This window comes from Streptomyces glaucescens (genome assembly GCF_000761215.1).
Classification (GTDB): domain Bacteria; phylum Actinomycetota; class Actinomycetes; order Streptomycetales; family Streptomycetaceae; genus Streptomyces; species Streptomyces glaucescens_B.
The window spans coordinates 3,113,986-3,134,786 of sequence record NZ_CP009438.1 but is presented as its reverse complement, the minus strand read 5'-3'; the positions used below and the strand labels follow the sequence as shown (position 1 = coordinate 3,134,786).

Sequence of the window (20,801 nt, the reverse complement as noted above, 5' to 3'; positions counted from 1 at the left end):
ACCCGGTCGGCTGAGATGCAGATCTCGTCCATGGGGGAGGAGGAGGTGGACGTCACCGAGTCCGAGGTTCCGGGGTTCACCCGGACCTGGTGCACAAGGGAGACGCTCCGCGGCTGAGCGGAGCGATCCGGGAACGGAGTTCTGCGTGGACATCGTCGTCAAGGGCCGCAAGACCGAGGTGCCCGAGCGGTTCCGCAAGCACGTGGCCGAGAAGCTGAAGCTGGAGAAGATCCAGAAGCTCGATGGCAAGGTGATCAGCCTCGACGTCGAGGTGTCCAAGGAGCCCAACCCCCGACAGGCCGACCGGTGCGACCGAGTGGAGATCACGCTCCGCTCCCGCGGCCCGGTGATCAGGGCGGAGGCAGCGGCCAGCGATCCGTACGCGGCACTCGACCTCGCCGCGGAGAAGCTGGACGCCCGGCTGCGCCGGGAGCACGACAAGCGGCACACGCGCCGCGGCGTCCGCCGGCTCACGGCGGCCGAGGTCCCCAACCACGTTCCGGGCGCGGCCACGCTCAACGGCAACGGCCAGGCCTTCGAAGCGGACGAGCCGGACGACGTGCCGACCAAGAAGATCGGCTCCCTCGAGGTCAAGGGCGACGGCCCCCTCGTCGTCCGCGAGAAGACCCACGTCGCCGCCCCGATGACCCTCGACCAGGCGCTCTACGAGATGGAGCTGGTCGGGCACGACTTCTACCTCTTCGTCGACTCCGAGACGAAGGAACCCAGTGTCGTCTACCGGCGGCACGCCTACGACTACGGCGTGATCCATCTCCGGACGGACACGATGATCACCGAGCCGCCCTCGCCCGAGGCGGGCGGATCGCTGGGCGGCTGACCACCATCCCGGGTGACAGCTGAACCGGTGCCCCTGGAGCGCGTGTGCGCCCCCAGGGGCACCGGTGTGCCGCCGGTGTGCGACCACTTCGCCCACCGCATCGTCACCGCGGTGTCGTCCCGGCATGAAATCATGGCCGCAACGGCCCAACCGGTGGGTTGTTGCCTTGGGTTGGCGATGGCACAGGACCACAGGCCTAAGCCTTCAGGGGGAGGAACGATGGCGGACAGCTTCGGACCGATGCATGCCCAGGGGGCCGGTGGCGGCCCGCACGGCATGGACCCGGACATGGGCTCTTCACGCCAGGAGCCGATCCGCGTCCTGGTCGTGGACGACCACGCCCTCTTCCGGCGAGGCCTGGAGATCGTGCTCGCCGCCGAGGAGGACATCCAGGTCGTCGGAGAGGCCGGGGACGGCGCCGAGGCGGTGGAGAAAGCCGCGGACCTGCTGCCCGACATCGTCCTGATGGACGTACGGATGCCGAAGCGGGGCGGGATCGAGGCGTGCACCTCCATCAAGGAGGTCGCGCCCAGCGCCAAGATCATCATGCTGACGATCAGCGACGAGGAGGCCGATCTCTACGACGCGATCAAGGCGGGCGCGACCGGATACCTGCTCAAGGAGATCTCCACGGACGAGGTGGCCACCGCCATCCGCGCGGTCGCCGACGGGCAGTCCCAGATCAGCCCCTCGATGGCGTCGAAACTGCTCACCGAGTTCAAGTCGATGATCCAGCGGACCGACGAGCGCCGGCTGGTGCCCGCGCCGCGGCTCACCGACCGGGAACTGGAAGTGCTCAAGCTCGTGGCCACCGGGATGAACAACCGGGACATCGCCAAGGAGCTGTTCATCTCCGAGAACACCGTGAAGAACCACGTGCGCAACATCCTGGAGAAGCTGCAGCTGCACTCCAGGATGGAGGCGGTGGTGTACGCGATGCGGGAGAAGATCCTCGAGATTCGGTGAGGCAGCCCCCCCGGCCGGGTGGGACGGATCTGATCGCGTCAGGCCGGGTCAGGTCAGGACAGCTCCGCTCGGCTCAGCTCAGGGCCCGCGTCAGTTCCGCGATGAGGGGGGCGCGCAGGTCCGGGGCGTCCACACGCTCCACGCGGACGTTCGTGCAGTTCACCCAGCTCGCCGCCTCCAGCAGGGCCTGGGCCACGGACGGGACCGCCTTCGGGCCGGCCAGGGAGACCTGCTTGGCGACCAGGGTGCTGCCCTCGCGGGCCGGATCGACCCGGCCGACCAGCCGGCCGCCGGCCAGGACCGGCATCGCGAAGTAGCCGTGGACCCGCTTCTGTTTCGGGACGTAGGCCTCCAGACGGTGGGTGAAACCGAAGATCCGCTCCGTCCGCGCGCGCTCCCAGATCAACGAGTCGAAGGGGGAGAGCAGCGTCGTACGGTGGCGGCCGCGCGGGGGCGTCTCCAGGGCCGCGGGATCCGCCCAGGCCGGCTTCCCCCAGCCCGCCACGGTGACCGGCACCAGTCCGGAATCGGCGATCACCGCGTCCACCTGATCGCCCCTCAGGCGGTGGTAGTCGGCGATGTCCGCGCGCGTGCCCACACCGAGTGCCTCGCCGGCCAGGCGGACCAGGCGGCGGAGGCATTCCCGGTCGTCCAGGTCGTCGTGGAGGAGACCGGACGGGATGGCGCGTTCCGCGAGGTCGTAGACGCGCTTCCAGCCGCGGCGCTCCACGCAGACGACCTCGCCGTACATCAGGGCGCGTTCGACGGCGACCTTCGTGCCGGACCAGTCCCACCACTCGCTGGTCTTCTTCGCGCCGCCCAACTCGGTCGCCGTCAGCGGGCCTTCCTCACGGAGCTGCTTGATCACCTGGTCGTACGTGCCGTCCGGGAGGTCGTGACCCCACTGCGGGCGGTTGCGGTAGGCGCGGCGGCGGAACGCGAAGTGGGGCCACTCCTCGACGGGGAGGATGCAGGCGGCGTGGGACCAGTACTCGAAGGCGTGGGTGTCCTTCCAGTAGGCGTCCTCCACCGTGGTGCGGCCCACGGGGCCGAGCCGGGCGTACGGGACCAGCTCGTGGGAGCGGGCCAGGACCGAGATGGTGTCGAGCTGGACCGCGCCGAGGTGGCGGAGTATGCCGCGGACGCCGGCGCGGCGGTCGGGAGTGCCGAGGAGGCCCTGGGCGCGGAGGGCGATACGGCGGGCTTCGTCCGCGGAGAGGGTGGTCGCGGGGCGCGGAGTCGTCATGCCGTCGAACGATAGGGGGTGGGACTGACAGCCGGGCGGGGCGTGGGGAGCGATGGGACGCGGGTGTGGGGCGGGGGCGTCGGGGCGGGCGGGCGCTGGGACTGTCCGCGCGGTGTCCGCGGGTTCTCGGCGGGTGCGGTCAGGGGCGGGACGGGAGGTAGGGGGCCGTGGAGGGCAGGGACAGGTCCGAGGGGAGGAGGGAGGCCAGCCAGCAGTCGCGGCGGGTGCCGTTGTTGCTGAGGGCCGCGCGGAGGGTGCCCTCGATGGTGAAGCCGGCGCGTTCGGCCACCGCGCGGGAGGCGGTGTTGCCCACCTCCGCGCGCCATTCGAGGCGGTCGACGGGGATGCGGGTGAAGGCCCAGTGGGAGAGGGCAAGGGTGGCCTCGGTGATGTAGCCGTTGCCGCGGTGGCGCTTGGTCGCCCAGAAGCCCAGTTCGGCGGTGCCCAGCGAGCGCATGGTGATGCCGAGCATGCCGGCGAGGTCCCCGTCGGGGAGGAAGGCGCCGAAGGTGAACGTCGAGGAGGCGGCCCAGCCGTCGGGGACCTGCTGCCCGACGAAGGTCTCCGCGTGTTCGGGGAGGTAGGGGGAGGGGATGGCCGTCCAGCGCTGGATGTCGGGGTCCTGGCAGGCCGCGTACACGGCGTCGGTGTCGTCCGGGCGGACCGTGCGCAGGAGGAGGCGGGTGGTGGGGATCGTGACGGGGTCCATCGGGTGATTGTGCTGGGGGCGGGGGTGGGAGGCCAGGGCATTCGGCCCCGGGCGTACCCGCGGGTGAGGGGGCGGTCACGATTCGTGGCATTCGGTGGGGGCTGCGGCACCATCCGCGACTCCCGGCCGTTGTCCCCTGTGCAGGCGTCGCAGCGCGCGTCAGTGCGGGCCTCCCGGCGCGGCCGGGTCCTCGCATACGATGGCCGTTGCTCAGTACGTCAGAAGGAAACCGACCGTCCCAGGCCCGACCGGCAAGGAGACCAACCCCCGTGTCCGTCCTCTCGAAGCTCATGCGTGCAGGCGAAGGCAAGATCCTGCGCAAGCTGCACCGCATCGCGGACCAGGTCAACTCCATCGAAGAGGACTTCGTCGACCTCTCCGACGCCGAGCTGCGGGCCCTCACCGATGAGTACAAGCAGCGGTACGCCGATGGTGAGAGTCTCGACGACCTCCTCCCCGAGGCTTTCGCCACCGTGCGCGAGGCCGCGAAGCGCGTCCTCGGGCAGCGGCACTACGACGTCCAGTTGATGGGTGGCGCCGCACTGCACCTCGGCTACGTGGCCGAGATGAAGACCGGTGAGGGCAAGACCCTGGTCGGCACGCTGCCCGCCTACCTGAACGCGCTGTCCGGTGAGGGTGTCCACCTGATCACGGTCAACGACTATCTGGCCGAGCGCGACTCCGAGATGATGGGCCGCGTCCACAAGTTCCTCGGTCTGTCCGTCGGCTGCATCCTCGCCAACATGACGCCGGCCCAGCGCCGCGAGCAGTACGCGTGCGACATCACGTACGGCACCAACAACGAGTTCGGCTTCGACTACCTGCGCGACAACATGGCGTGGTCGAAGGAGGAACTGGTCCAGCGCGGCCACAACTTCGCCATCGTCGACGAGGTCGACTCGATCCTCATCGACGAGGCCCGTACGCCGCTGATCATCTCCGGCCCGGCCGACCAGGCCACCAAGTGGTACGGCGACTTCGCCAAGCTGGTGCAGCGCCTCAAGCGCGGTGAGGCCGGCCAGCCGCTCAAGGGCATCGAGGAGACCGGCGACTACGACGTCGACGAGAAGAAGCGCACGGTCGCCATCCACGAGTCCGGCGTCGCCAAGGTCGAGGACTGGCTGGGCATCGACAACCTGTACGAGTCGGTGAACACGCCGCTCGTCGGTTACCTGAACAACGCCATCAAGGCCAAGGAACTCTTCAAGAAGGACAAGGACTACGTCGTCATCGACGGCGAAGTCATGATCGTCGACGAGCACACCGGCCGTATCCTCGCCGGCCGCCGCTACAACGAGGGCATGCACCAGGCGATCGAGGCGAAGGAAGGGGTGCCGATCAAGGACGAGAACCAGACCCTCGCCACGATCACCCTCCAGAACTTCTTCCGCCTCTACAACAAGCTCTCCGGCATGACCGGTACGGCGATGACCGAGGCCGCCGAGTTCCACCAGATCTACAAGCTCGGCGTGGTCCCGATCCCGACCAACCGGCCGATGGTGCGCAAGGACCAGTCGGACCTGATCTACCGCACCGAGGTCGCGAAGTTCGCCGCGGTCGTCGACGACATCGAGGAGAAGCACCGCAAGGGCCAGCCGATCCTCGTCGGCACGACGTCCGTCGAGAAGTCCGAGTACCTGTCGCAGCAGCTGAGCAAGCGCGGCATCCAGCACGAGGTGCTGAACGCCAAGCAGCACGACCGTGAGGCGTCGATCGTCGCCCAGGCCGGCCGCAAGGGCGCCGTCACCGTCGCCACGAACATGGCCGGCCGCGGTACGGACATCAAGCTGGGCGGCAACCCCGAGGACCTCGCCGAGGCGGAGCTGCGCCAGCGCGGCCTCGACCCCGAGGAGCACATCGAGGAGTGGGCCGCGGCGCTGCCCGAGGCGCTCAAGCGGGCCGAGGAGGCCGTGAAGGCCGAGAAGGAGGAGGTCGAGCGGCTCGGCGGCCTGTACGTGCTCGGCACCGAGCGGCACGAGTCGCGCCGTATCGACAACCAGCTGCGCGGCCGCTCCGGCCGTCAGGGCGACCCCGGCGAGTCGCGCTTCTACCTCTCGCTCGGCGACGACCTGATGCGGCTGTTCAAGGCCCAGATGGTCGAGCGAGTGATGTCCATGGCGAACGTGCCCGACGACGTGCCGATCGAGAACAAGATGGTCACGCGCGCGATCGCGTCCGCCCAGTCGCAGGTCGAGCAGCAGAACTTCGAGACGCGCAAGAACGTCCTGAAGTACGACGAGGTCCTCAACCGCCAGCGTGAGGTCATCTACGGCGAGCGGCGCCGCGTCCTGGAGGGCGAGGATCTGCACGAGCAGATCCGGCACTTCATGGACGACACGATCGACGCCTACATCGCCGCGGAGACCGCCGAGGGCTTCGCCGAGGAGTGGGACCTGGACCGGCTGTGGGGCGCCTTCAAGCAGCTCTACCCGGTGAAGGTCACCATCGAGGAGCTGGAGGAGGCGGCCGGCGACCGCGCGGGTCTGACCGCCGAGTTCATCGCCGAGTCGATCAAGGACGACATCCACGAGCAGTACGAGGCGCGGGAGGCACAGCTCGGCTCCGAGATCATGCGTGAGCTGGAGCGCCGGGTCGTGCTGTCGGTCCTGGACCGCAAGTGGCGCGAGCACCTCTACGAGATGGACTACCTCCAGGAGGGCATCGGCCTGCGCGCGATGGCGCAGAAGGACCCGCTGGTCGAGTACCAGCGCGAGGGCTTCGACATGTTCCAGGCCATGATGGACGGCATCAAGGAGGAGTCCGTCGGCTACCTGTTCAACCTGGAGGTCCAGGTCGAGCAGCAGGTCGAGGAGGTCCCGGTCGAGGACGCCGAGCCGGAGCCGGCCAAGCAGGACTCCGTGCCGGCGCAGGCGAGCGCCTCGCGCCCGGAGATCCGCGCCAAGGGCTTGGAGGCCCCGCAGCGGCGGAACCTGCACTTCACCGCGCCCACCGTGGACGGCGAGGGCGGCACGATCGAGGGCGACTTCGCGGAGGACGAGCCGGTGCGCTCCTCCGCCGACGGCCTCACCCGCGCGGAGCGGCGCAAGCAGGCCAAGGGCGGGCGGCGCCGCAAGAAGTGAGTGACGGCGCCGCAGCGGCGCCGCGGTAGTGCCCGAAGGGCCGGGAGCATCCGTTCGATCATGGATGCCCGGCCCTTCGGCGTGTCCGTCGGTCAGTCGTCGTCCGAGCGGGGGCGCCGGGGGCCGTCCAGTTCCACCGCGGTGCAGCGCCAGCGGTGGTCCCGGCCCAGTTCCAGGCGGAAGGCCATGGCGCGCAGCCGGTCGCCGGTGCCGATGCGGGCGAACGCCTCGAAGGCGCCCGGGCGGGGGACGTAGTAGCCGACGTCGCGTACCACCGGGCGCACGCCCGGGGAGCGCAGGGGGCCGGTCTCGGCGAGGTGGGCGAGGTCGTCGTAGGCGCGTCCCGCGGTGTGCCGGAGCATGGAGTGGACCGGGCGCCTGCCGCTGAGGACCAGCAGGAGGCGGTCGGCGAAGAGGTCCGTGGGGCGGGGCTGGGGGACGGGGCGGCGTGGGGCGAGGGGAGCGGGGGAGGCGGTACGCGGGGCGGGCGCCGGAGGCGTGGGAGCGGTGGTCGCGGGCGTGGGGGTGGCGGCCGTGGGCGTGGGGGTGGCCGCCGGCTGCGGGGCCGGGGTGCGCCGGGCGCGGGGCGGGACGCCGCCCGGTCGGCGGGTGTCGCGGCGCGTGTCCCGGCGGGTCGGCGGGCGGGTGCCGGGCTGGGCGGGGGCGGGGTGGTGCTGGGCCCTGGTCATGACCTTGTTCATGGGATCCCCGTTCGTTCGGCCCGGGAGATACCGGGCAGTAACTTCCTGGTGGTGATCTTGTACGGGGGGCGCGGGTGGGGCGGCAAACAGGTCCCGGGACCGCGCCGGGGGGCCGGACGGTTCACTTATCCGGGTGGTTCACCGGTGCGTAAGCCCAGGCCGGCGAGGTGCGCCGGGTGAATTCCCGGGCGTCGGGTGGACGGCGTGCGGGGAGCGGCCGGGGGCCCGAAAGGGGACGCCCGCACGTATCCTGAAGGCTCTCCGAAGCCTTGCGGGGCCCTCCGACCACGAAAGAAGCGGCCAGCCATGCGCGTCTACGTCCCCTTGACCCTCCCCGGTCTCGCCGAGGCGCACCGGACGGGCCGGCTCGGGACGGGGCCGCTCGTCGCCTACGCCGTCACACCCGCGTTGCGCGAGTGGTACCTCTCCGACGACATCGAGGAACTGGAGTACGCGGCGCTGAGCCGGGCCGCGCTGGCCTCCCTGCGGCTGCTCGCGGCGGACGCGCGGGCGCCGCGCCGGCGCGTCGTCGTCGCCCTCGACGTACCCGACGGCGCGGCGGCCTCCGACCCCGACCGGGGGCTCGACCCGGCGGCGCTCGGCGAGGTGCGGGTGGCCGGGCCGGTCGCGCTGGCGAAGGCCGCCGCCGTGCACGTGGACGCCGGGGACGCGGAGGCGGACGTGGCCGCGGCGGCGCGGGCGCTGGAGGCGGCGGACGGCGGGGACGACGACGCGCAGTTCGTGGTCGACGGCGCCGAGGACCACGAACTGCTGTGGTACGCCACGCAGGAGATCCCGAACCTGGTGGGACTCGGGGGCTGAGCCGCTGACCCGGCCGTCTGCTGATTGTCGGTGGCGGCGGGTACGGTTTCGGGCATGGGGAAGTCGGAAGCGGCGCACATCGTGTGGGACTGGAACGGCACGCTGTTCCACGACAACGACGCCATCATCGGGGCGACGAACGCGGCGTTCGCCGAGCTGGGACTCGAGCCGATCACGCTGGAGCAGTACCGGGCGATGTACTGCGTGCCGGTGCCGAAGTTCTACGAGCGGCTGCTCGGGCGGCTGCCCTCGGACGCCGAGTGGGAGGTCATGGACGGGACCTTCCACCGGCACTACGCCGAGCACCGGGTGCGGTGCGGGCTCACCGAGGGGGCGGTGGAGCTGCTGACGGGCTGGCGGTCCGCGGGGCGCAGCCAGTCGATCCTCAGCATGTACGGGCACGAGGAGCTCGTGCCGCTCGTGCGGGGGTTCGGGATCGAGAGCCACTTCATACGGGTCGACGGGCGCACCGGGCCCTCCGGGGGGAGCAAGGCCGAGCACATGGTGCGGCATCTCGCCGCGCTGGCCGGGGCGGGCGGGGCCGCCGGGACCGGGGTGGATACCGCGCGCACGGTGGTCATCGGGGACGCCGCGGACGACGCGGTCGCCGCGCGGCACGTGGGGGCCCGGGCGGTGCTGTACACCGGCGGCTCGCACAGCCGGGGGAGTCTGGAGGCCGCCGGAGTGCCGGTGGTGGACACGCTCGCGGAGGCGGTGGCCGAGGCGGAGCGGCTGGTGATGGCCGCGTAGCGCCTCCGGCGGGCGAGCTGGACGGGGGTGGGGCGTGCCTGGGATTCGCCGGGCAGCCCGGGGGCGGAGGGGACAGGGGGCTCAGCCGTCCGAGGGGCGGGAGAGGCCGGGCACTCCAGGCCGTCCGTGGCCGGAGAGGCAGGGGTCTCAGGTCGTCCGGGGGCGGAAGGAGAGACCTGAAACCGTCCGGGGGCGGAGGGGCCGGAGGTCCCAGGCCGCCGGGGGCGATGGGCGAGGGGGCCCGGGTCGTCGCGGGGTCGGGCGGGGGGCGGGTGCTCGCAGCCAGGTGGGGCGGACTGTGCAGACTGTCAAAGTTCCGCTCCCGGTTTTGTACACATACGGCTCATGACGGGGCCCCGGTGAGGAGCGATAGCCTTGGTGGCGTGATCAGCGCGATAGTTCGCGGGGGCGGCGTTGCCCCTGCCCTGCGCCCGGGACGCACGGATGACATCCGTGACCGGGCGGCGGTCGCTGGTCTTCTCGGGCGGGCCGGGGAATCCGAGGCCCCCTTCAGGGCGCCGGGCCGGTGCGGGACGGAACGGCCGCGGCGCGCGGTTCCGGCTCCGTCGTACGCCCCGGAACTGGCTGATAACCACCCGCTCATCTCCTCTTGCGGCATAGCGTCGGACCAGACCGGAAACCCCGTGTCCCGACGTCACGCCGGAAGGGCAGAGACCGTACTTCCTTCTACGTCACGCAACGGCGCGCGACAGGAGCCAGAGGACAATGCAGACCAAGCTGGACGAAGCCAAGGCCGAGCTGCTCGACAGGGCCGCCCGGGTAGCTGAGAACAGCCCGGTCGGGGGGCACCTACCGACTGGGACGACGGAACACGGCACCCCCGACCGGGAGGCCGTGCTCGCGTTCCTCCAGCGCTACTACCTGCACACCGCCCCGGAGGACCTCGCCGACCGCGACCCGGTCGACGTCTTCGGAGCCGCCTACTCCCACTACCGACTGGCCGAGAACCGCCCCCAGGGCACGGCCAACGTGCGCGTCCACACGCCGACCGTCGAGGAGAACGGCTGGACCTGCAGCCACTCCGTGGTCGAGGTCGTCACCGACGACATGCCGTTCCTCGTCGACTCGGTCACCAACGAGCTGACCCGGCAGGGGCGCGGCATCCACGTCGTCATCCACCCGCAGGTCACCGTGCGCCGGGATGTCACCGGCAAGCTGATCGAGGTGCTGACCACCCGCCCCGCCGGCGAGCTGCCGCACGACGCGCACATCGAGTCCTGGATCCACGTCGAGATCGACCGGGAGACCGACCGCGCGGACCTGAAGCAGATCACCGCCGACCTGCTGCGCGTGCTGTCCGACGTGCGCGAGGCCGTCGAGGACTGGGGCAAGATGCGCGAGGCGGCGGTGCGTCTCGCCGACGGCCTGTCCCAGGAGCCGGCCCCCGCCGACCTGCCCGCGCAGGACGTCGAGGAGGCGCGCGAGCTGCTGCGCTGGCTGGCCGACGACCACTTCACCTTCCTCGGCTACCGCGAGTACCTGCTGCGCGACGACGACGCCCTGGCCGCCGTCCCCGGCACCGGCCTCGGCATACTGCGCTCCGACCCGCACCACGCGGGCGAGGACCAGCACCCGGTCAGCCCGTCCTTCGAGCGGCTGCCCGCCGACGCCCGCGCCAAGGCGCGCGAGCACAATCTGCTGGTGCTGACCAAGGCCAACAGCCGCGCGACCGTGCACCGGCCGTCGTACCTGGACTACATCGGCGTCAAGAAGTTCGACGCGGACGGCAACGTGATCGGTGAGCGGCGCTTCCTGGGCCTGTTCTCCTCCGCCGCGTACACCGAGTCGGTGCGCCGGGTGCCGGTGATCCGGCGCAAGGTCGACGCGGTGCTGGAGGGCGCCGGGTTCTCGCCCCACAGCCACGACGGGCGCGACCTGCTGCAGATCCTGGAGACCTACCCGCGCGACGAGCTGTTCCAGACGCCCGTCGACGAGCTGCGCTCCATCGTCACCTCCGTGCTCTACCTGCAAGAACGCCGCCGGCTGCGGCTCTACCTGCGCCAGGACGAGTACGGCCGCTACTACTCGGCGCTGGTGTACCTCCCGCGCGACCGCTACACCACCGGCGTGCGGCTGCGGATCATCGACATCCTCAAGGAGGAACTGGGCGGCATCAGCGTCGACTTCACCGCCTGGAACACCGAGTCGATCCTGTCCCGGCTGCACTTCGTGGTCCGCGTGCCGCAGGGCACCGAGCTGCCTGAGCTGTCCGACGCCGACAAGGAGCGCATCGAGGCGCGCCTGGTGGCGGCCGCCCGCTCCTGGGCCGACGGCTTCGCGGAGGCGCTGAACGCCGAGTTCGGCGAGGAGCGCGCGGCGGAGCTGACGCGCCGCTACGCGGGCGCCTTCCCCGAGGGCTACAAGGCCGACCACTCCCCGCGCAGCGCGGTCGCCGACCTCGTCCACCTGGAGCGGCTGGAGGCGGACCAGGGCTTCGCGCTCAGCCTGTACGAGCCGGTGGGCGCCGGCCCGGACGAGCGCCGCTTCAAGATCTACCGCACGGGTGAGGCGGTCTCGCTGTCCAAGGTGCTGCCGGTGCTCAACCGGCTCGGCGTCGAGGTGATGGACGAGCGGCCGTACGAGCTGCGCTGCGCCGACCGCAGGGTCGCCTGGATCTACGACTTCGGGCTGCGGATGCCCAAGGCGCAGAACGGAGCCACGGACGGCGCGTACACCAGCGACGACGCCCGTGAGCGCTTCCAGGACGCCTTCGCCGCCACCTGGACCGGCCAGGCCGAGAACGACGGCTTCAACGCGCTGGTGCTGACCGCCGGACTGACCTGGCGGCAGGCCATGGTGCTGCGGGCGTACGCGAAGTACCTGCGCCAGGCGGGCTCGACCTTCAGCCAGGACTACATGGAGGACACCCTCCGCGACAACGTCCACACCACCCGGCTGCTGGTCTCCCTGTTCGAGGCGCGGATGTCGCCGGAGCGGCAGCGCGCCGGCCACGAGATCGTCGACGCCCTGCTGGAGGAGCTGGACGCGGCGCTCGACCAGGTGGCGAGCCTGGACGAGGACCGCATCCTGCGGTCCTTCCTCACCGTCATCAAGGCGACCCTGCGGACCAACTTCTTCCAGAAGGGCGCGGACGGCCGCCCGCACGACTACGTGTCGATGAAGTTCGACCCGCAGGCCATCCCGGACCTGCCGGCGCCGCGCCCGGCGTTCGAGATCTGGGTGTACTCGCCGCGCGTCGAGGGCGTGCACCTGCGCTTCGGCAAGGTCGCGCGGGGCGGCCTGCGCTGGTCGGACCGGCGGGAGGACTTCCGCACCGAGATCCTCGGCCTGGTCAAGGCGCAGATGGTGAAGAACACCGTCATCGTGCCGGTCGGCGCCAAGGGCGGCTTCGTCGCCAAGCAGCTGCCGGACCCGGCCGTCGACCGCGACGCCTGGATGGCGGAGGGCATCGCCAGCTACAGGACGTTCATCTCGGCGCTGCTCGACATCACCGACAACATGGTGGCCGGCGAGGTCGTGCCCCCGGCGGACGTCGTCCGGCACGACGAGGACGACACCTACCTGGTCGTCGCCGCCGACAAGGGCACCGCGACCTTCTCGGACATCGCCAACGAGGTCGCCGAGAAGTACAGCTTCTGGCTCGGCGACGCCTTCGCCTCCGGCGGCTCGGCCGGTTACGACCACAAGGGCATGGGCATCACCGCGCGCGGTGCCTGGGAATCCGTCAAGCGGCACTTCCGCGAGATGGGCACGGACACGCAGAGCGAGGACTTCACGGTCGTCGGCATCGGCGACATGTCCGGTGACGTGTTCGGCAACGGCATGCTGCTCAGCGAGCACATCCGCCTGGTCGCCGCCTTCGACCACCGCCACATCTTCGTCGACCCGAACCCGGACGCGGCCGTCTCCTACGCCGAGCGCCGCCGCCTGTTCGAGCTGCCCCGCTCCAGCTGGGCCGACTACGACACCGAGCTGATCTCCGCGGGCGGCGGCGTCTTCCCGCGCACCGCCAAGGCGATCCCGGTCAACGCGCACATCCGCGAGGCCCTCGGCATCGAGGGCAAGGTCACCAAGCTGACCCCGGCCGAGCTGATGAAGGCGATCCTCCAGGCGCCGGTCGACCTGCTGTGGAACGGCGGCATCGGCACCTACGTCAAGGCCTCCACCGAGTCCCACGCCGACGTCGGCGACAAGGCCAACGACGCCATCCGCGTCGACGGCAGGGACCTGCGGGTCAAGGTGGTCGGCGAGGGCGGCAACCTGGGCCTGACCCAGCTCGGCCGGATCGAGTTCGCGCTGCACGGCGGCCGGATCAACACCGACGCCATCGACAACAGCGCGGGCGTGGACACCTCCGACCACGAGGTGAACATCAAGATCCTGCTCAACGGCCTGGTCGCGGACGGCGACATGACCGTCAAGCAGCGCAACCGGCTGCTCGCCGACATGACCGACGAGGTCGGCAAGCTGGTGCTGCGCAACAACTACGCGCAGAACACCGCGATCGGCAACGCGCTCGCCCAGTCCAAGGACATGCTCCACGCCCAGCAGCGCTTCATGAAGCACCTGGTGCGCGAGGGCCACCTCGACCGGGCGCTGGAGTTCCTGCCCACCGACCGCCAGATCCGCGAGCGGCTCGCCCAGGGCCAGGGCCTGACCGGCCCGGAGACGGCCGTGCTGCTGGCGTACACGAAGATCACGGTGGCCGAGGAGCTGCTGCACACCTCGCTGCCGGACGACGGCTACCTGCGCGGTCTGCTGTACGCGTACTTCCCGGCGCCGCTGCGCGAGCAGTTCGGCGAGCGCATCGACAGCCACCCGCTGCGCCGTGAGATCACCACGACGGTGCTGGTCAACGACACGGTCAACACCGGTGGCACGACGTACCTGCACCGGCTGCGCGAGGAGACCGGCGCGTCGCTCGAGGAGATCGTCCGGGCGCAGACGGCGGCCCGCGCGATCTTCCGCTCGGCGCCGGTGTGGGACGCGGTCGAGGCCCTGGACAACAAGGTGGAGGCGGAGGTGCAGACCCGGATCCGGCTGCACTCGCGCCGGCTGGTGGAGCGCGGCACGCGCTGGCTGCTCAACAACCGGCCGCAGCCGCTCCAGCTCGCCGAGACCGTCTCCTTCTTCGCGGAGCGCGTGGAGCAGGTCTGGGCCGAGCTGCCGAAGCTGGTGCGCGGCGCGGACCTGGAGTGGTGGCAGAAGATCTACGACGAGCTGACCGGCGCCGGGGTACCGGACGAGCTGGCCACGCGGGTGGCCGGGTTCTCGTCCGCGTTCCCGACGCTGGACATCGTCTCGGTGGCCGACCGCATGGGCAAGGAGCCGCTGGACGTCGCCGAGGTCTACTACGACCTCGCCGACCGCCTCGGCATCACCCAGCTGATGGACCGGATCATCGAGCTGCCCCGCGCCGACCGCTGGCAGTCCATGGCCCGCGCGGCGATCCGCGAGGACCTGTTCGCCGCGCACGCCGCCCTCACTGCGGACGTGCTGGCGGTGGGCGACGGCAGCTCCACGCCGGAGCAGCGGTTCAAGGGCTGGCGGGAGAAGAACGCGGCGATCCTCGGACGTGCCCGCTCGACCCTGGAGGAGATCCAGAGCTCGGAGACGTTCGACCTGGCCAACCTGTCGGTGGCCATGCGGACGATGCGCACGCTGCTGCGGTCCCACTCGTAGGCGGATGAGACGGGGAGCGCCCCGGGCCGGACGGTCCGGGGCGCTTCCCGTCGCGGGGCGGCGTTCAGCGCAGCGCGCTCGCCAGCAGGCGCGCCGCCCGGCGCACCCGCGGCCGGGCCATGCGCCGTACCACCGGGCGCACCACCCGCGCGGTCACCCCCGTGGGGCGCCAGCGGACCTGGAGGCGGCCCGTGCCGCGCTCCTCCGGTTCGACGGTGACCTGGTGCGGGGCGGCCCCGGAGTGGTAGTCGACGCGGGCGGTCAGCGGCCGGAACGCCGTCTCGGGAGCCAGCAGGACACCCCGGTGGTGCCTCCCCTGGTGCGTCAGGCTCAGCACCGGGTGGCGGGCGCCGTCGAAGCCGTGCAGCGGAAGGGAGGCGGCGGCCAGGTCCACGTGGACGTGGCCCTCGTAGACGCCGGGACGCACCGGGGACAGCCGGAACGGCACGGTCATGCGCCGGCGGCCGGGGGAGAGCAGCAGGGTCGCGGCCTGCGGGCCGACGGGGAGGCGCAGCGCGGGGTCGTAGGTGCGGATCGCCAGGTCCACCGAGGCACCGGGGCCGGGCGCGATCTCGGTGACCTCGTGGCGGAGCAGGGCGTACGGGAAGGGGCAGGTGTCCGGGGCGAGTTCGGACAGGTCGAGCTCGCGGCGCCCCCACGCGGTGTCCGGGACGCGGTCCCCCCAGTACGTGCGGCCGTCCTCGTCCGTGACCACCGCGCGCGGGCCGACGCCGTGTCCCAGGCCGCGGGCCGCGAGCCGTGCCTCCGCCAGCCGTCGCTCGCGCACCAGCTGGAGCACCACGCGCTCGGCGCGCGGGAGACGGGCGTACGCGCCGGGCGTGAGCGTCTCGAGGTACGGGCTGACGATCGCGGCGAACTCCGCCAGCCACTCCTCGTCGCGGCCCGGCAGGTCGCCGGCGTACATCCGGAAGTCGTGCTTGAGGAACTTGTAGTCCTTCTCCTCGCGCAGCCCGCCGTGCCCGCTCCCGGTCAGGAAGTCGTCGACCAGCCGCTGGACGTGCACCCGGTCGCGGACGTTGCCGAGCTTGTGCCGCTGGTTGGAGATGGAGGCGGTGTCGGCGGACGCGTGCGGGGCGATGTACCAGCGGTAGACCGGCTCCGGGACGACCGTGAAGGCGCGGGCCAGGCAGTAGGCCTGCGCGCTGAACAGCTGGTCCTCGTAGTGGATGCCCTCGGGGAAGCGCAGACCGTGGCGGTCGAGGAAGGCGCGGGCGTACATCTTGCTGGTCGCCAGGTGCTCGAAGAACAGCCGCGGTTCGGCGTCGATGCCGTGCACGGTACGGCGCTCGGACACCAGGTGCGGCATCCAGCGCCCGCGGTTTCCGGTGTCCGCGCGGATCCGCTCCACCGCGCCCATCACGAAGTCGACGTCCTGCTCCCGGTGCGCGGCGAGCAGGATCTCGACCGCGTCCGGCGGCAGTTCGTCGTCGCTGTCCAGGAACATCACGTACGGTGCGCGGGCGATCTCCAGCGCCCGGTTGCGCGGCACGCTGCACCCGCCGCTGTTCCGGTCCAGGCGCAGGTGCAGGATGCGCGGGTCCTGCGCGGCCAGCCGCCGGGCCACCTGCGGGGTGGCGTCCGTGGAGTGGTCGTCGCTGATGACGATCTCGATGTTCGCGTGGGTCTGGCGGCGCACCGAGGCCACCGCGCGGGGCAGCCGTGCCGCGTCGTTGTAGACGATCACCACGACCGTGACGTCGGGTGATTCGGGGGCCTGCCCCGCCCTCGGGGACTCGGGGACGTCCCGGGCTTCCGGACTCATGACGCGGTCGCCTCCTGCGGGGTGGGCGCGGGGGTGCGCTCGTCGACGGGGAGGATCGGGGGCAGTGCCTCCTCGGGCTCGCCGAGGAAGACCCGGCGTACGACGCGTTCGGCGGCGCGGCCGTCGTCGTACTCGCAGAACCGGCGCCGGAAGACCGAGCGGGCCTTGGCCGCCCCGTCGTCGCGCCAGGCGTCCGAGGTGAGGAGGTCGGTCAGTTCGCCCTGGGTGCGGGCCACCGGGCCGGGGGCCTCGGCCAGCAGGTCGAAGTAGACCCCGCGGGTCGCGACGTACGTCTCCCAGTCGTCGGCGTGGATGACGATCGGGCGGTCCAGGTTGGCGTAGTCGAACATGATCGACGAGTAGTCGGTGATCAGCGCGTCGGCGGCCAGGCACAGTTCCTCGACGGGCTCGTAGGCGGAGACGTCGAGGACACGGCCCGCGCGGCGCAGGCCGGTGAGCGCGGTCGAGGTGCCGGCGTGGAAGTAGTGGGCGCGCACCAGCAGCACCGTGTCCTCGCCGAGCCGCCCGGCGAGCGTGGCGAGGTCCAGGCGCGGGGTCCAGCCGGCCTCGTAGTCGCGGTGGGTGGGGGCGTAGAGAAGGGCGCGGCGGCTGGGGGCGATGCCGAGGCGGGCGCGGATCGCGGCGATGTCGGCGGCGGTGGCGGTGTAGTAGACGTCGTTGCGCGGATAGCCGTGGTCGAGGGGGACGTACCGGGCCGGGTAGGCACGCTCCCACATGCGGGTGGTGTGGCTGTTGGCGGAGACGCTGTAGTCCCACTTGTCGACCCGGGCCAGCAGGGCCGCGAAGTCCAGGCCCTTCGCGGCGGCCGGGTAGCGCATCTGGTCGAGGCCCATGCGCTTGAGCGGGGTGCCGTGGTGGGTCTGGACGTGCACCGCGTCCGGGCGCTTGACCACCGCGTCGGCGAAGTTGACGTTGTTGACCAGGAACTTGGCGCGGCCCAGCACCTCCCAGTAGCGGCGGCTGCCGGGCACCACGTGGTCCGTGCCGGGCGGCAGCAGGCCCACGCGGTCGGCGGCGACCACCCACACCGGGTGGACCTGCGGGGCCAGTTCGGCGAGCTTGGCGGCGATCGCGGCGGGGTTGCAGGCGACGCCGCGGTTCCAGTACGCCGAGAACACGGCGAGGGCGGGATCGACCGGGCGGGCGAGCGCCCTGCGGTACTGCACGGCGCGGGTCCGGGTGCGCAGCTGCCGCCTGCCCGTGCGGAGCGCCGCTCTGGCCGCGCGGCGGGCGTGGTTGGCGTTCTGCAGGGCGCGGTAGCGGGCGTAGGCGTCCTCCTCGAGGAGGGTGCGGCGCAGGCCCTCGGGACCGGCCGGGTGGCGCAGGCCCTCGGGGCGCCACCGGCGGGCCGCCTCGGAGGCGCGGTGGAAGAAGGCGCGGGCGTCCCGCTCCGGCATGCCCGCGCGGACGAAGGTGCGCAGGCTGTCGCGGACCATCAGGTGGTACAGCACCGCGTGGGGCGCCGTGCGGGTGCGGGTCTCCTCCAGCAGGGTCTCGTAACGGTCCAGGACGGCGAGGTGGTCCTCCAGCGTGCGCGGCGCGACGCTCTCCGGGCGCAGTTCGCGGTGTTCGAAGCCGGGGTGGTTGAAGCAGGCGATCCGCGCGGCGGTGAGCAGCGCGGTGTGCGCGGCGTACGCCTCGTCGTCGGTGCCGAGGGCGTCCGCGTGGGCCCGCCAGTGCTCGGCCCGTATCAGGCGGTTGCCGAGCACCGGGGTGAGCCGCAGCAGGGCGGGCAGGTCGTCGAGGGCGGTCTCGGCGCGGCCCGCGCGGGCCAGCAGGCGGCCGTCGTACGACGGGGCGCCGGAGGTCTGCCAGGTGGTGCGGACGTGGTCGAAGAGCAGGACGTCCACGGTGTCGGGGAGTTCGGCGGCGCGGGCGGCCAGCAGGGCGGGGGCGCCGGCGGGAAGACCGTCCTTGGCGTGGACGAAGTGCAGCCACCGGCCGGAGGCCCGGGCCGCGCCCGCCGCCCGGGCCGCGGCGTCCCGCGTCCCGTCCGGCAGCGGCAGCAGCACCGCCCCCGGGGCGTGTTCGCGGGCCGTCTCGCGGGCCCAGTCGCCGACCGCGGCCACGATCACCTCGATGCCCGGGGCCGGGGCGGCGCCCAGGGAGCCGAGGAGAGCGGTCAGCCGGCCCTGGGTGTTCGGGCCGTGGACGACGACGCTGAGCTGCGGTGGCACGGCGGACTCCCTTCACAGGTGCGGGTGCCTCACCCGGCATGGCCTATTCGGTCATCGTGGCATCAATCGGATGAAAGGGATAACCGGATTGCGCCGGTCGGGCAGCGGCCGCCCGGAGGACACTCAGGAGGCGGCGGGGGCCCTGCCGCCCTCGGGCGCGGTGGCGGGCTGCACCTCGCGCGAGACCGCGGGCGGCTCCGGTTGCGGCTCCGGGCCGGCGGGCGGCTTCGGGCCGGCGGGCGGCTTCGGGGCGGCGGCCGCCGGCCGGGGCTTCGGCTTGGGCCTCGGCTTGGCGGTCTTCTCGCCGGTGAAGGCCTCGTACTCCTTCATGACCTCCTCCGTCGGCCCGTCCAGCCGCAGTTCGCCCCGCTCCAGCCACAGCACCCGCTCGCAGGTGTCGCGGATGGACTTGTTGTTGTGGCTGACCAGGAACACCGTGCCCGCCTGCCGGCGCAGTTCGCGGATGCGGGCCTCGGAGCGCTTCTGGAAGGAGCGGTCGCCGGTGGCCAGCGCCTCGTCGATGAGCAGCACGTCGTGGTCCTTGGCCGCGGCGATGGAGAAGCGCAGCCGGGCGGCCATGCCGGAGGAGTAGGTGCGCATCGGCAGGGTGATGAAGTCGCCCTTCTCGTTGATGCCGGAGAAGTCGACGATCTCCTGGTACCGCTCCCTGATCTGCTCGCGCGACATGCCCATCGCCAGCCCGCCGAGATGGACGTTGCGCTCGCCGGTCAGGTCGTTCATCAGGGCGGCGTTGACGCCGAGGAGGGAGGGCTGGCCGCCCGTGTAGATCCGGCCGTTCTCCACCGGCAGGAGTCCCGCGACCGCCTTCAGCAGGGTCGACTTGCCGGAGCCGTTGGTGCCGATCAGGCCGATCGCCTCACCCTTGTACGCCACGAACGACACCCCCCGCACCGCGTGCACCCGGCGCACGCCGGACGCCCTCTCCGTGTGCTTGCGGCGCAGGATGCGGTTGAGCGCGGCGGTCGCCGAGCCCCGCCCCGCGCCGGTGCCGTTGACGCGGTAGACGATGTCCACGCGGTCGGCGATGACCGTGGGGATCTTCTCGGGAACCTCTTCGGGGGTGTGCTCAGCCACGGCCGTAGGTCTCCTCAGCCTTCCAGAAGTAGATGAAGCCGCCGACGCCGGCGAGCAGCGCCCAGCCCGTCGCGAGCAGCCACACGTGGGACGGCAGCCGGCTCGCGTCGAAGCTGTCGATGAGCGCGAAGCGCATCAGGTCGATGTAGACGGCGGCCGGGTTGGCCTGCAGGACGGGGGCCACCCAGGACGGCAGGTCGGTGTGGGTGCTGAGGACGTGCTCGATGCTCCACATCACACCCGAGACGTACATCCAGGTGCGCAGCACGAACGGCATGAGCTGCGCGATGTCCGGGGTCTTCGCGCCGAACCGGGCCAGCGCCATCGACACGCCCGCGTTGAACACGAACTGGAGCACCAGCGCCGGGATCGCCAGCGCCCAGGACGGGGCGGGCGGTACGCCGAACGCCAGCAGGATGGCGACCAGCGCCGCCATCGAGAACATCAGCTGCTGGAGCTGCTGGAGGCAGAACGAGATCGGCAGCGCGGCCCGCGGGAAGTGCAGGGCGCGGACCAGGCCGAGGTTGCCGGAGACGGCCCGGGTGCCGGCCAGCAGGCTGCTCTGCGTGAAGGTCCAGATGAACACGCCGGTGACCAGGAACGGGACGTAGTCCGGCACGCCCTTCTTGGTCTGCAGCAGCACGCCGAAGATCAGGTAGTAGACCGCCGCGTTCAGCAGCGGGGTCATCACCTGCCAGACCTGGCCCAGCTTCGCCTGGCTGTACTGGGCGGTGAGCTTCGCCGTGGCGAACGCGGCGATGAAGTGGCGGCGTGCCCACAGCTGCCGGACGTAGCCCGGCAGGGAGGGGCGGGCGCCGCTGACCGTGAGGCCGTGGCGGGCGGCGAGGGCCGCGGGATCGGCGAGACCGGCATCGGCCGGGGTGGTGGTCCGGGGTGTCGTCGGGGGCGGTGTGTCGAGGACCTGGCTCACATCCGCTGCTTTCGGTCG

Annotated in this window: 13 protein-coding genes; 6 read left to right on the top strand and 7 right to left on the bottom strand. The window is 71.8% G+C overall.

All coding sequences use genetic code 11. The annotated features are described in order from the left end of the window. The first annotated feature begins 145 nt into the window (after positions 1-145). On the top strand, positions 146-838 hold the full coding sequence (hpf, locus tag SGLAU_RS13475) for a ribosome hibernation-promoting factor, HPF/YfiA family (RefSeq protein ID WP_043501365.1): 693 nt from the start codon (positions 146-148) through the stop codon (positions 836-838). Between the two features lie 219 nt (positions 839-1,057). Beyond that, a complete protein-coding gene (locus tag SGLAU_RS13470) occupies positions 1,058-1,804 on the top strand; it encodes a response regulator (protein WP_043501364.1) in 747 nt (248 codons plus the stop codon). Between the two features lie 73 nt (positions 1,805-1,877). On the opposite strand, the gene SGLAU_RS13465 is transcribed toward SGLAU_RS13470, so the two are convergent. Continuing rightward, on the bottom strand, positions 1,878-3,050 hold the full coding sequence (locus tag SGLAU_RS13465) for a winged helix-turn-helix domain-containing protein (RefSeq protein ID WP_043501362.1): 1,173 nt from the start codon (positions 3,048-3,050) through the stop codon (positions 1,878-1,880). 139 nt (positions 3,051-3,189) lie between these two features. Further along, positions 3,190-3,759, bottom strand: coding sequence for a GNAT family N-acetyltransferase (locus SGLAU_RS13460; RefSeq protein WP_043501359.1), 570 nt, complete (start codon positions 3,757-3,759; stop codon positions 3,190-3,192). Positions 3,760-4,028: 269 nt separating this feature from the next. Between SGLAU_RS13460 and secA the strand changes: the two genes are divergently transcribed. After that, entirely contained in the window at positions 4,029-6,839 is a 2,811-nt protein-coding gene (secA, locus tag SGLAU_RS13455) for a preprotein translocase subunit SecA (protein ID WP_043501357.1), read from the top strand. A 92-nt stretch (positions 6,840-6,931) separates the two neighbouring features. On the opposite strand, the gene SGLAU_RS13450 is transcribed toward secA, so the two are convergent. Then, a complete protein-coding gene (locus SGLAU_RS13450) occupies positions 6,932-7,540 on the bottom strand; it encodes an Rv3235 family protein (protein WP_043501356.1) in 609 nt (202 codons plus the stop codon). Positions 7,541-7,846: 306 nt separating this feature from the next. On the opposite strand from SGLAU_RS13450, the gene SGLAU_RS13445 reads away from it, so the two are divergent. The 3 genes from SGLAU_RS13445 (at position 7,847) to SGLAU_RS13435 (ending at position 14,776) form a co-directional block, all read left to right on the top strand. Continuing rightward, positions 7,847-8,362: a DUF6912 family protein gene (locus SGLAU_RS13445; protein ID WP_043501354.1), complete on the top strand. Its 516-nt coding sequence runs from the start codon at positions 7,847-7,849 to the stop codon at positions 8,360-8,362. A gap of 54 nt (positions 8,363-8,416) precedes the next feature. Beyond that, positions 8,417-9,112 carry an HAD family hydrolase gene (locus SGLAU_RS13440; protein WP_043501353.1) on the top strand — a complete coding sequence of 232 codons (696 nt, stop codon included), beginning with the start codon at positions 8,417-8,419 and terminating at the stop codon, positions 9,110-9,112. A gap of 726 nt (positions 9,113-9,838) precedes the next feature. Beyond that, on the top strand, positions 9,839-14,776 hold the full coding sequence (locus SGLAU_RS13435) for an NAD-glutamate dehydrogenase (RefSeq protein WP_043501352.1): 4,938 nt from the start codon (positions 9,839-9,841) through the stop codon (positions 14,774-14,776). Positions 14,777-14,840: 64 nt separating this feature from the next. Here SGLAU_RS13435 and SGLAU_RS13430 read toward each other — a convergent pair whose 3' ends face one another. From SGLAU_RS13430 to SGLAU_RS13415, 4 genes are all read right to left on the bottom strand, one after another. Further along, positions 14,841-16,559 carry a glycosyltransferase family 2 protein gene (locus SGLAU_RS13430; RefSeq protein WP_052413744.1) on the bottom strand — a complete coding sequence of 573 codons (1,719 nt, stop codon included), beginning with the start codon at positions 16,557-16,559 and terminating at the stop codon, positions 14,841-14,843. Continuing rightward, a complete protein-coding gene (locus tag SGLAU_RS13425) occupies positions 16,556-18,757 on the bottom strand; it encodes a CDP-glycerol glycerophosphotransferase family protein (RefSeq protein WP_043501349.1) in 2,202 nt (733 codons plus the stop codon). Before SGLAU_RS13425 ends, SGLAU_RS13430 begins: the two co-directional genes overlap by 4 nt. Positions 18,758-18,880: 123 nt before the next feature. Continuing rightward, the gene (locus tag SGLAU_RS13420; protein ID WP_052413743.1) at positions 18,881-19,852 is read right to left on the bottom strand and encodes an ABC transporter ATP-binding protein; all 972 of its coding nucleotides are present in this window, start codon (positions 19,850-19,852) and stop codon (positions 18,881-18,883) included. Continuing rightward, positions 19,845-20,783, bottom strand: a complete 939-nt coding sequence (locus SGLAU_RS13415; RefSeq protein ID WP_043501348.1) for an ABC transporter permease — start codon at positions 20,781-20,783, stop codon at positions 19,845-19,847. Before SGLAU_RS13415 ends, SGLAU_RS13420 begins: the two co-directional genes overlap by 8 nt. Positions 20,784-20,801: the final 18 nt, after the last annotated feature.